Consider the following 11,804-nt stretch of genomic DNA (forward strand, 5'->3'; position numbering starts at 1 on the left):
CTCAATTTGATACCGTGCCCTGGCCATCTTCCATGGTGAGGGCGGCGCTGAAGCTGGGTAGGGAAATGGTGCCGTTGAAAAGAGACAGAAGGATTGGACGAAAGGTCAATGTGTTGGGTCTGATGCTTACCCTCACGAGGGGCGAAACGTCCGATCCATTTGGATCGCCTGCATAGCCGAGCCCCGAATAGTCATAGTCGATCTGGACGGCGCTGGACGTGATCTGCGGCATGAAGCGCCGCATACGATCAACGATGTTGTTGAAAGCAGTGAGTGCCGTCGCGCTATTGCTGACGAGTGTTCCGGGACAAGTTGCGCCTGTTTTGCAGGAACAACTCACGGCGCCTCCCGTAATGACACAACTCGCTCCGCCAAAGGACGATTCTGGAATGGCATCACCCTGTGAAAGCCCTCCACTGACAACGAAACTATACGAGGCAAGGCCATTTGGGATCATGTCCGTTGCGACGGCGTAGCGCGCGCCCATCTGAGTGGCCTTCTCGGCCTCGTTCCATGTCCACATCAGGCGCCCGACGTCAATGATGCCCAACAGGAAGATCAGCAGCAGCGGCAATATCAAGGCAAACTCAGCGGCCGAGGCGCCCTTTTTGTCACGGATCAAGCGAACTACATGTCGCATCACAATCCCTGCACCGTAGCCTCGGATTCCGATACCAGATTCAATGTCGAACTGGTGAAGCCGAGATTGTTGAACAATGATCTGTAGGGCACAGTTGCCGACACCTTTACCTTGGGTAGATCTGCCATGCCCTTGTATATGCCTGAATAGTTTCCACCACTGATAGTGGTGCAACTCAATGTCACCGTTACTGTGTTGGGATTGGTCCAATCCACCAACCTTGCTGTTCCGCCTGAAATTTGGCCCGTTCTGGTAAGATTTTTGGTCTTGGTCTGAACCTCAGCGTCTACCGTGTTGGGACACGCAAAATAGGTAAACGGGCGCCGAGCGGCATAACGCGCCCCATCCCGCACCGCCTTGGCGACCACATGCTCGCTGAGGAAATAATTGCCGAGCTCAAAGGATCCGAACATCAGGATAATAAGCATCGGCGTCACCAGCGCCATCTCGGCAGCAGCGGCAGCGCGGGTGCAAGTCATCAGACGGGCGAGAAGAACGCGCATCATCTCCATTACTCGATCAGATAAGGCACAGAGCGCTGGATAACCTGCGCCTGCGTCTGGCCGTTGGCTCCAGCCGAGGTTTCAGCAATCGGCTCTACGTAAACGTCACCCGCGCTGGTCCGCGCCCTGTTGTAGGAGGGTTCGACAAGGAAGGCATCCATCCATTCTTCGACGGGAACGCCGGTCGAATTACCCCGGACATTATTGGCCGTGCAATTGACGACTGCTACCGATATGCGCCGTCGATCGACTACTGTTCCTCCTGGAACTGAGCCTGTTCCATAACCTTGTGCCGAACTGCATACCGGCGCGCCATAGGCAGTCAAAGCGCTCGCTCCATTACCCGACGCCGTGCGCGGCCCCAGAATGGTTGCCCCGCCGATCGACTGACCACGATGAGCTATTTCCCAAGTATAGACATTATAACGGCTTGCATAATTAGCTGCTGTGACCGCCACCGATGTCGATAGGCCGGTATTGGTGCGCCAATCAGTCGATGACCAATTATAATTGGTCCTGAAATAAGCGTCCCGGTCCCAGTTGCCATCGCCTATCGGACCGGAACAATAGCCGGTCGCGGAAGAGAGGGCCGCATGACACATGTCACGCGGATGTCCCATGGCCAGTGGCGTCGTGGTTGTAGGCAGAGCCGTCGTAGCCGAAGAAGGCAGATATTGCCCGGCTGCGCCAACCTCCTGCCATCCCTGATTGTGAAAGCCGCAGGCATTGTTGCCGTTGGCATTTGCAGGACGAACGACGTCCTTGATTGAATTGATGGAGGCGGGACAACTCCCTCCCGTGGGGCAGGCTACATTACTGTCATAGATGTCGAAACGGGTGTTGACGGCATCAGTTACGCTTACCGTCGCCCCTGGCTTTGTATCGACGCCGGTCGCCTCAACGCAATCCCCAGGCGGCGACGTCCACCCCAACGCCTCGCGCAGCCCCGGCGCTCCATTGCTGCCGCCCCCGGTGTCGAGATAACCAAAGTTGCCCGGCACCCATGCTCCGCCGCCATTGCCGACAGAAACCAGCTTCAATCCCTTGCCAATAAACTGCGACACATCAAATGATGTGTTCCCGCCCGTTTCTTGAGGGTTGCAGATCATCACCGGCGGCACCTTGCAGATTGCCTGACCGACCCCGGCATAGGCCGTGGCCGAAAGCGCTCCCGATGAAAACACCGAAACTATGGGCGTCAACGCAAAGAAAGCCGTACGCGAGTTGACGGTGACTTCGACGAAGTTTGCGTTTGCGTCGGTCAGCGTGCCTGTGTCGCTACGATCCTTGTTCGTGTAGAATTTGATGAAGCCGGTGCGGTCGCAAGTGCCTTCATTCGCAATGGTGACCGCCAACCCGGCGCTGTCGTTTGCGAAGCGAGTGTCATTGCGGATCAGCCCGCTGGCCGCGCTAGCTGCGCGACTACAAGCGTTCCCCTTACCATCCAACTGCGTCGCCGCCGCCAGCGCAGCCTGATCAGCCGCCGTTTGCAGCTCCGAATCCAGACTCGCCATTCGCGCATAATCAAACGCGATGCCACCCGCCGCAATCAAACCGAAAAGCGACAGGGCCACAGTCGGCGCCACCGCACCGCTGGTTGACCTTAGCAGGCTGTTCCGACGGGCAGACATGGATCGAACCCCTCCCCGCTTACCGGCCGCCCGAGCCGCCACCGCCGCCGCCGGACCCGCCGCCAGTGCCGGAGGTCGTGCTGATCGTCGCGGGCTTCTTCACCTTGTCGGTGCGATAGCGTTCCACCGCCGCCGCGCTGCGCTTGCCCTCGCCCCCTTCGACGAGCGTGCCTTCATAGCGCGGCTCCGAATTGATCACCTGCAACGCATAGTTATTCCGCACCGCCCCGCCAAAGGTCGGGTCGTTCGCCGTGCATCCAGCCAGCGCCGGAACGACCAGCATGGCGGCCAGGGACAGTCTGCGCATGGTCTCACTCCCGCTCATAGTTCATATCCGCTCTGGCTCGCCCCCGCCGGGGCCTGAGCCGGTGCCGGAGCAGCCGCCGCCGGAGCAGCAGGAGCGGGCGCGGCCTGGCGCTTTTCCGGAGGCATCGCGTCAGGGTTAAGCGGATTGATCCCCACCGCCTTGTCCGTCCGCCCCATCAGGAACAGGTCCAGCTCGTTGGGATTGCCCACCCGGTCGGTCGGCAGGCTCACATCCTCCGCCCGCATCGGCTTTACCAGCCGCGGCGTCACGATCATGACCAGCTCGGTCTGCTGCTTCTGAAAGCCCGTCGAGCGGAACAGCGATCCAATGATCGGGATCGAACCCAATATCGGCAACTGCCGCACCGTATCCTGAAAATCGTTGCGCAACAGCCCGGCAATGGCGAACGACTGCCCATCGCGCAGTTCGACCACCGTCTTGGCCCGCCGCGTCAGCAAGCCAGGCACCACCAGCCCGTTGATCGACACCGAAGCCGAAGGATCGATCGAGCTCACTTCCGGCTCGACCACCAGGTTGATGATCCCGTCGCTCAACACCGTAGGCGTAAAGCCCAGGCTGACACCGAAAGGCTTGAACTCGACGGTAATGCCATTATTGCCATTGCCGCCCCCGCCGCCGCCATTCTGCACGACCGGGATCGGAAACTCACCACCCGCCAGGAAGGATGCCGTCTCGCCGGAAAGCGCCACCAGCGTCGGTTCCGCCAGCGTCTTGACCAGCCCCTTCCGCTCCAGCGCATCCAGCGCGGAAAACAGGTTCAGGCTGCCGATCTTATAGGCCCACGTCCCGACACCGAACGCATCGGACAAACCGTCCAGCTTGATGGTGGGAACACCGTCATTATTGGTCGGGATGATCGAATCCCCCGCCAGATTGCCGATGCTGCCCGCCGTCCGATTGCCGGTGAAGCTATGGTTCAGCCCAATCTGCTTGGCCGCCTGCCGGTTCACCTCCGAAAAGCGCACCTCCAGCATCACCTGCTGCGAAGCACCCACCGACAGCATGTTGACGACCTTCTCGTCACCGCCCGCATAAGTCCTGGCGATCTGCACCGCCCGATCCACCGCCGAAGCGCTCGACACCGTGCCCGTCAACACCACCGCATCGTTGGAGATGCGCGCGCCGATCTGCTCGCCGGGGATCAGCTCCGCCAGCTGGCGCTTCAGCGTCACGACATCCGGCCCCACCGCCACGTCGACCACGGCGATCAGCATGTTGCGGCTGTCATAGAGTGTCAGGCTCGTCGTCCCCACCTTCTTGCCCAGCACATAGAGCGACCGGTTGGTCAGCGGCAATATGTCCGCAACGTCCTGATTGCCCACCAGCGCCTTGGAAAAAGCGCGATCAACCGTCAGCACCTGGCTCTTGTTGAGCGGCACGTCCAGCTGCCCTGCATGATCCACATTGCTGGCGGTCAGCGAAGCGATCTGGGCCGGGGCGGGCGACGCCGCCCCTGCGGCCAGCGCTGCCCCCAGCGCCAGCGCCCTCATGGACTTACCGCGAACCATAGCGCTTCACCTCATAGCTGGTGCCGGTCGTGCCGCGCACGATTTCGACCGATGCGGTCGCGGGCAGGGCGGAAACATTTTTCGGAACGCTGCGCCGGGGCGCACGCATCCTGGGCATCGGGGCGGGCGCGAAGCCAGCCTCCGCGATCCGCGCGCGCGGGCCGGAGAAGCCCCCGACATAGGCGCCGTCACGCAGATCCTCGATCCCCACGGTCTGCACGGCCGGGTTCGGCTGGTCCGTCACATTGCGCAGCACCAGCGTCAACTGGCCGACCTGCTGGCCCAGGACCAGCTTCTGCGCATCGACCTGATTGACCTCCAGCGTCGCGGTCTTGCCGACCGCCGGGTCCTTGGAGCTGTCATTGGCATTCTGGTCGATGGCGATGATACGGGTGTTCTGGAGCAACACATCGGTGATCTGCTGGCTACCGCCCGCGCCGTCCTGCGCCGTGCGCGTGACGAAGACATCGACCGTATCGCCCGGCAGCACGAAGCCGCCAGCCGCCGCCACGTCGCTCACGCGAACCGCGACTGCACGCATTTCGGGCCGCAGCACACCGGACATGGTGGCACGGCCTCCTTCTGCGGACAGCTTGGATGTCAGGATCGGCTCACCCGGCTCGATCTGGCGCAGCACAACCCGCTGCTTGCCAAGGGAGGTCAGCTGTACGGGATCGCGAAAAGCGCCCGGCGGCACGGAAGCCGCGGGCCAATCGACCACCCTGATCTTTTCCGGAGTGACCGCCGTGCCAAAGGCCAAAGGCATCGACGCAACGACGACCTTGACCATGCCCCCTTGCGGAGTGGCCTGCGCCTGCTCGGCCTTGCTCAAATAGCTGTTGGCGATGAACACCGCCGCCAGGCCCAGCAAGATCGCGAAGCCAAGGATTATTAGAGATCTGCGCTGCCCCACAACTACTCCCCCCGGAACTGTAAGGTCTGTTGAGACGGTCGACAAACCGCCGACCGTCTCGAAAACATTGAACCTATCAGCAAGCGGCGTTGCTGGGAGCCCGGCTAATGCAGTTCGATGCCTTGTCCATCGCGTTGGAAATCGACGTGCCGAGCGTGAAGGCGGCAACCGCAATACCCGTACCCACGATCGCCAGGATCAGCGCATATTCCGCTGCCGAAGCACCGCTTTGATCATTCCAAAGGTTCTTGAAAAAAGTCATGTCTTTTACCCCTATTTGACCGGAAACCATTTTCCCGGCTGCTCTCGCACAGTTCTGCGGAGGGGCCTTTGCCACCTGGCGACCCCAGCAGTGGTTTCTCCACTCGCCAGGCAGTTGGGCAGTTCCCGTAGAACTTGTCCCCAAATTGGCTCAAAGCTGATGCAAGTCAACATGGTAAAAAAAGACCATATTTTACAATGTTTTACGGGAATTTTCTGTTAACCATTTTTGATTTCAATATCCGACTTTGCAAGTAACTCTGCCGAATTGCTTAATATATCCTTGGTTATATATCGCTTGAAATCTACAGAAATTCGCCCATTTACTTTTAGGCATTTTTCCGTTTCTACCAATATATCTTGCACAAATAACAATAAAACTACGAATAACGCAAATCTATACTTTTGCTTCTTAGCAGTATAAAGGTCTAATTAACGATATATATCCATGGCTCTTGGTGATCCGTCGGACCACATGCTCGCCACCAATAGCTCCACCAACCCTTCCGCCCCGTCACCTTTTAAGGGTACAGCCTCGCACCACCGCTCGGCGTCGCACCTCACGCTCCATCGCGAATCAGCAACAACCCGCCGCGCCTTACGGCCCGCGAATCACCAGCATTTTTTGGAAAACGACTCGGCCCGGCTCCCTGCCCTGCCGAACCATCCGATCAGTTCGGGATCACCCCGAACGCTTTCAGGCGCTCACTCGGTTGCGAAAAGTCACGTTCACCCGCTCCGACAGCAGCAGATAGGGCAGCCATAGCGCCGAGCTGATCAGCACCTTCTTGATATTGCCGGTCAGCAGGTCGACCAGCGCCAGCTCAACGGCATGGGGCACATCCCCGATGCGCGCCACCAACTGCGCAATTCCCAATTGCGCCATCAGGTCCACGCCCCACACCATCACCAGAAAGCGGGGGAACAGCGGCACCATGCGCAACGCCATGGCAAAGGCGAACATGTAAAGGCAGGACAGCAACACCACGTCCGCCAGCATCACCGCATACAGGCTGACGAACCATGTCGGCGCATAGCTGCCCAGCGCAGGCACGGCGCTCAAAAACTCCAGCGTCCGCACCGGCACATTGAGCGCGATGCCCAGCAACAGCGACGCCATCACGCCATACAGCCCGAATTGCGACATCTCGCGCGCCTTCAGGCAGTCGATCTTGCGCCACCGGCCGACCTTCGCCAGCCGAAAGCTCGGCTGCGCATGCACGCGCCCGGCCGGAAACAGCTTGAGGCCTAGCAGCAGCGTGGCCACCGGCGCGCCTATGACCAGCAGATAGGGCAACAGCCCCGCTTCGCTCGTCCAGGGAACTCCCGCATAGGGTGTAGCGGGAAAAGCCAGTCGCAGCCCGCAGGCAAAGGCTGCGATCACGACCCAGGCGGCAATGATGCGCTCCAGGTTTAGCTGCAACGATAGCACCAGCGCCACGCTCTTGCGGTAAAGATGATCCTGAACCAATCGCACCATGGAAACCCGGACCTCCGCCCCGCCAACTAGAAGGGCGGATTATCAATCATTCTGGTTAACTCACGGTAAAACGCCCCGCCCCCCAAATGGTTCTGCCCTTTAATCCTCCCCATGCCTGCATGGGGAGGGGGACCAGCGAAGCCGGTGGAGGGGAAAACGCGCAACATCCCCCAAATGCCCACCCTAACCTCGACTCCCCCAACACCACCCCACCCCTCACTTCCGCGGCACAGTAATCTGAATCATCGTCCGCCCGCCCAGATTGTGCAAATACACCTCGCCCCCCAATCCCTGTATCCGCCGCATCAACGATCGCGACTGCACCGCGCCGGTCGACCCCAGCCTCGCCAGATTTGGCACCCCGTCATCCGTCACATGCAACGCGATCCGGTTGCCCGCCGGTCGCAGGGAAAAGTCCATCGTCCGCGCTCCGGCATGGCGCACCGCATTGGCGACGATCTCGCGCACGGCAAAGCTCAGTTCCCGGCCGATCATCGCACTGGTGGCGCAATTGCCCTCCTCCACGCGCAGGTCGCACTCTATGCCCCATTGCTGCGCCAACGACCGAACGACCATCGACAGTGTTTCAGGCAGGTAGGCAAAATCATCCTCATCCCGAACCGGATTGATGATCCATCTTATGGTGCCGATCTGATCCTTCGCGATCTGATCGATAGTGCGCAGCACGGGAATGGCGTCCTCTACCGTCCCATTCAGCACCGGCGCGGCCTGATAACGGATGCTGGCCAGCGCCTGCAACACGCTGTCATGCAACTCCCGCTGCAACCGCTCACGCTCCCGCGCGCCTGCGATGACATGGGCCAGGTCCAGGCTATTGCGGACCATCAGCTCTTCGCACGCGCTTTCGAACACCCGCTGGGCGATCGCCGCCACATCCTCATGCGTCGGATCGTCCAGTTGAACCGCGCCCGCCGCCTCAAACGTGCCCAGCGAAACGTGCAGCGTCATCACCGTTTCGGCATCCAGCAGAACCGCCCAGGCCCGACCACTCCGCGTCAGGGGCTCGATCTGGCTGACACCGTCCTGCGAAAGACTGATCGACGCGCCACGGCGGCGGTCATGCCATCCCGTCTCGACCGCCAGCAATGCGTCGCTGCCCTCCGGCATGCTGTCGCCGGAGCGGCTTGATGCAAAACGATAGGGTTCCGTGCTGGCGGTACGGAACAGCAACGCGCCATTTTCACCGCCCGTCGCGATCTTCAACGCCTGCAACAGAAAGGCGCCAGCCCCGCCCTTTGCCAGCGTCAGACTGCCTTCCGTCAGCCTCCTTGCCCGCTCCTGCTGAAGCAGCTTTTCGCGGCGCGGGCCTAGCAACATGCCCGTCACCGTGATCACCACCGCAAGGTAGAGGACGCGCAACGCAACCCGTTCGGCGTCCGGTTCGGATGGAACCGCAACCACGTCATTCACCCAAATGATCAGCATCGCGGTTATCGCTGCAAACGCCCCTACAAACAGGTGGAAGCGCCGCCGGACGATCAGCGCGATCTCGACCACGACGAACAAGCTGCCGGGAAAATAGGGGCTGGTCGATGCGTTGGTCACGACCAGCAGCGCCAGGAACAGCAGAGCATCCAGGCACACCACCGGCTTGCGGATGCGCAATTCCGTGACCCAGGACCGCCCGGACAGGATCAACGCACCCACGGCCAGCAGCAGCATGGCGGCGATGATGCCGTTCTCCACGGCCTCCGCCCAGGACCGGGGCGTCGCGAAGACAAAGCTAACAAAGCCATAGACGCTGGCGAGCACAAGCCGCGTGACGTCCAGCATGCGCCATGGCCGAAGCGCGGACGGGGCGAACGAACGCCGCCTGCCCAAGGTCCGCAGCAGTTCGGCATGTCTTCTGATCATGCTCTCACAACTCCGCCCGCCTATCTTATAGGACTGGATATATGTCTTCGGATAAGTATCTTCTGATTTCACTTAATAAGGGTGAAGTGAATCTAAATGACATATCCGGGCAAGAGCAATGATAGATTGCAACGGACGTAGTAAATTAGCGAAATCACTCCGCGACGATGAACGAAAGCTCATCTTCCTCACGACCCCTTCTCCCGAACCCGCGCCATGATTGTCAGCGTCTGACCGGACCATCGCAGGCCTACCTTCATTACGCAAGGGCAACAGGAAAAATCAGGGGCAAAGTCAATCACATGCCCCAAATCCTATCGTTCCGAACCCGAAACGATGATTTCAGAAGATGATTCTTCTCGCCATCTCATCCATGAAAATAATCAAAAATCTGCTGCGCCACAGCTTTCGAAACCCCCGGCGCTTTCAGCAAATCTTCCAGCGCCGCGCTTTTCACCGCCTTCGCCGTTCCAAAATGCATCAACAGCGCCCTCTTCCGCGACGGACCAATTCCCGGCACCTCATCCAGCGAACTGGTCGAAATCGCCTTGCTCCGCTTCTGCCGGTGCGCCCCGATCGCAAAACGATGCGCCTCATCCCGCAGCCGTTGCAGATAGAACAGCACCGGATGATTGATCGGGAAACTGATCTCCCGCCCATCCGGCATATGGAACACTTCCCGTCCATCACGCCCATGATGCGGCCCCTTCGCGATACCGATCATGCAAATATCCTCGATCCCCAAATCTTCCAGGATCGCCCGCGCCGCCGACAACTGCCCCTTACCGCCATCGATCAGCACCAGGTCGGGCCATTCCCCACTATCGCGATCAGGATCTTCCCGCGCAGCCCGGCCGAAACGCCGCTCAAACATCTCGCGCATCATCGCGAAGTCGTCGTTCGATGTTTCGGGGTTCTTCATGTTGAACTTGCGATAGGCATTCTTGCGGAAACCTTCCGGCCCCGCGACCACCATCGCGCCCAGCGCATGACTTCCCTGGATATGGCTGTTGTCATAAATCTCGATCCGGTCAGGCACGCCATCCAACCCGAATGTCTCGACCATCTCTTCCAGAATCTTAGCCTGCGTCGTCGTCTCGGCCAGCCTTCGGTCCAGCGCCTCCACCGCATTGCGCTGCGCCTGCTTGATCAGCCGCGTCCGATCGCCGCGCTGTGGAACCTCGATCCGCACCTTGGACCCGATGCGCTCCGTCAGAGCCTGCGCCATCAGTTCGCATTCCATCGGCGCGCGGTCGGACAGGATCAATTTAGGCGGCGGCACTTCCTCGTAAAATTGCGCCATGAAACTAGCCAGCACCTCCTCTTCTGCCACTTCAGCCGTGTGGACAGGGAAGAAGCTACGATGTCCCCAATTCTGTCCGCCCCGAATGAAGAAGGCCTGGATACACATCGAACCACCCTTCGTCGCCAGCGCGAAGATGTCCGCATCGCCCAGCCCTTCGGCGTTGATCGCCTGACTACCCTGAATGAAGGTCAACGCCTTCAGCCGGTCGCGCAGAACCGCGGCCTGTTCGAAATCCATCGCTTCCGAAGCGGCCTGCATCGCCTCGCCCAGCTTCTTCTGCACGGCAGTCGATTTGCCGCCCAGGAAATCCTGCGCATCCTTCACCAACTCTGCATAGCCCGCCTCGTCGATCCGCTGGACACAGGGCGCCGAACAACGCTTGATCTGAAATAGAAGGCAGGGCCGCGACCGATTGGCAAAGAAGCTGTCCGTGCAACTTCGCAGCAGGAACAGCTTTTGCAGCGCATTGATCGTCCGCGTCACTGATCCCGCGCTGGCGAACGGCCCATAATAGCGCCCCTTATACTTGCGTGCGCCACGATGTTTCTGGACCCTTGGAAAGTCATGATCTTCCCGCAAAAGAATGAAGGGGAAGCTTTTGTCGTCCCGCAACAGCACATTGTAAGGCGGCCGGAACCGTTTGATCAGTTGCGCTTCCAGCAGTAGCGCCTCTGCCTCGCTGTTAGTCGTCACGATCGTCATCGACCGCGTTTGCGCCACCATGCGCTGCAACCGCTTTGGCAGGCGATCTACCTGTGTATAATTTGCCACCCGATTGCGCAGCGCCCGCGCCTTGCCAACATAGAGAACGTCACCGCGAGCGTCCTGCATCCGGTAAACACCAGGCCGCGTCGGCAGAGTCTTTAGCGTGGTACGGATCGCCTCCACCCCTGCCTCGATATCCGGCGCACCTGCTCCGCGTACGGTAAAGCTGGCCTTGTCCTCATGAAAACGGTCGGGAGATTGGGGATGCGACATGGGTGCAGAGATAGCGGTGACACAGACAAGCGCAATGGCTGGGGCGCCGCTTCCTGAACCTTGGAGCCTAAATCAGCGCGAACCACCTTGACCATCTTTGGCCTTGTTCACGCGTGATTAGGTGCCCGCGATATCCGCCCCCCCCTTCCAACATCGGAGCGCGGATAACCGGAAATAATCGTAGAGACTTTGATCCTCGGCAACCCGGAGATGCTCGACATCCGCATGGCCAGGGAATCGTTTCCGAGATCCGAATCGTCGGCGTGCACGATATTCAAACTGCTCATAACCGGACGCAGGGGAGCGACACCAAGCTCCGCATGGTCATCGACAACAGCGGGCTTGCCGGTCAATCTTCTATGGTCGGCACATCGCGCGAGA

10 protein-coding genes are annotated in these 11,804 nt (G+C 59.9%); all 10 read right to left on the bottom strand.

The window, feature by feature from the left end:
• Nucleotide 1: 1 nt before the first annotated feature.
• A complete protein-coding gene (locus tag ACZ51H_RS06345; RefSeq protein WP_464775213.1) occupies nucleotides 2–574 on the bottom strand; it encodes a TadE/TadG family type IV pilus assembly protein in 573 nt (190 codons plus the stop codon).
• 65 nt (nucleotides 575–639) lie between these two features.
• Entirely contained in the window at nucleotides 640–1,152 is a 513-nt protein-coding gene (locus ACZ51H_RS06350; RefSeq protein WP_464772516.1) for a TadE/TadG family type IV pilus assembly protein, read from the bottom strand.
• A complete protein-coding gene (locus tag ACZ51H_RS06355; protein WP_464772517.1) occupies nucleotides 1,152–2,774 on the bottom strand; it encodes a pilus assembly protein TadG-related protein in 1,623 nt (540 codons plus the stop codon). The genes ACZ51H_RS06350 and ACZ51H_RS06355 overlap by 1 nt, the downstream gene beginning before the upstream one ends.
• 19 nt (nucleotides 2,775–2,793) lie before the next feature.
• Nucleotides 2,794–3,081 carry a hypothetical protein gene (locus ACZ51H_RS06360; RefSeq protein ID WP_464802796.1) on the bottom strand — a complete coding sequence of 96 codons (288 nt, stop codon included), beginning with the start codon at nucleotides 3,079–3,081 and terminating at the stop codon, nucleotides 2,794–2,796.
• A 14-nt stretch (nucleotides 3,082–3,095) separates the two neighbouring features.
• On the bottom strand, nucleotides 3,096–4,610 hold the full coding sequence (locus ACZ51H_RS06365; RefSeq protein WP_464802797.1) for a type II and III secretion system protein family protein: 1,515 nt from the start codon (nucleotides 4,608–4,610) through the stop codon (nucleotides 3,096–3,098).
• On the bottom strand, nucleotides 4,597–5,481 hold the full coding sequence (cpaB, locus tag ACZ51H_RS06370; RefSeq protein WP_464802798.1) for a Flp pilus assembly protein CpaB: 885 nt from the start codon (nucleotides 5,479–5,481) through the stop codon (nucleotides 4,597–4,599). The genes ACZ51H_RS06365 and cpaB overlap by 14 nt, the downstream gene beginning before the upstream one ends.
• A 118-nt stretch (nucleotides 5,482–5,599) precedes the next feature.
• Nucleotides 5,600–5,785: a Flp family type IVb pilin gene (locus ACZ51H_RS06375; protein ID WP_464772520.1), complete on the bottom strand. Its 186-nt coding sequence runs from the start codon at nucleotides 5,783–5,785 to the stop codon at nucleotides 5,600–5,602.
• A 696-nt stretch (nucleotides 5,786–6,481) separates the two neighbouring features.
• Nucleotides 6,482–7,264, bottom strand: a complete 783-nt coding sequence (locus ACZ51H_RS06380) for a DUF2569 domain-containing protein (protein WP_464802799.1) — start codon at nucleotides 7,262–7,264, stop codon at nucleotides 6,482–6,484.
• A 216-nt stretch (nucleotides 7,265–7,480) separates the two neighbouring features.
• Nucleotides 7,481–9,139, bottom strand: a complete 1,659-nt coding sequence (locus ACZ51H_RS06385) for a sensor histidine kinase (RefSeq protein ID WP_464802800.1) — start codon at nucleotides 9,137–9,139, stop codon at nucleotides 7,481–7,483.
• Between the two features lie 367 nt (nucleotides 9,140–9,506).
• Nucleotides 9,507–11,423 carry an excinuclease ABC subunit UvrC gene (gene uvrC / locus ACZ51H_RS06390; RefSeq protein ID WP_464802801.1) on the bottom strand — a complete coding sequence of 639 codons (1,917 nt, stop codon included), beginning with the start codon at nucleotides 11,421–11,423 and terminating at the stop codon, nucleotides 9,507–9,509.
• Between the last annotated feature and the right edge of the window lie 381 nt (nucleotides 11,424–11,804).

The sequence above is a fragment of the Sphingobium sp. TomMM15 genome (assembly GCF_055397045.1).

Bases quoted from the DNA above. Each gene is read 5' to 3' on its own strand.
- ACZ51H_RS06355 (WP_464772517.1), bottom strand. From the start codon at position 2,774: ATGTCTGCCCGTCGGAACAGCCTGCTAAGGTCAACCAGCGGTGCGGTG.
- uvrC (WP_464802801.1), bottom strand. From the start codon at position 11,423: ATGTCGCATCCCCAATCTCCCGACCGTTTTCATGAGGACAAGGCCAGC.
- ACZ51H_RS06380 (WP_464802799.1), bottom strand. From the start codon at position 7,264: ATGGTGCGATTGGTTCAGGATCATCTTTACCGCAAGAGCGTGGCGCTG.
- ACZ51H_RS06375 (WP_464772520.1), bottom strand. From the start codon at position 5,785: ATGACTTTTTTCAAGAACCTTTGGAATGATCAAAGCGGTGCTTCGGCA.
- ACZ51H_RS06385 (WP_464802800.1), bottom strand. From the start codon at position 9,139: ATGATCAGAAGACATGCCGAACTGCTGCGGACCTTGGGCAGGCGGCGT.
- ACZ51H_RS06350 (WP_464772516.1), bottom strand. From the start codon at position 1,152: ATGGAGATGATGCGCGTTCTTCTCGCCCGTCTGATGACTTGCACCCGC.
- ACZ51H_RS06365 (WP_464802797.1), bottom strand. From the start codon at position 4,610: ATGGTTCGCGGTAAGTCCATGAGGGCGCTGGCGCTGGGGGCAGCGCTG.
- ACZ51H_RS06360 (WP_464802796.1), bottom strand. From the start codon at position 3,081: ATGCGCAGACTGTCCCTGGCCGCCATGCTGGTCGTTCCGGCGCTGGCT.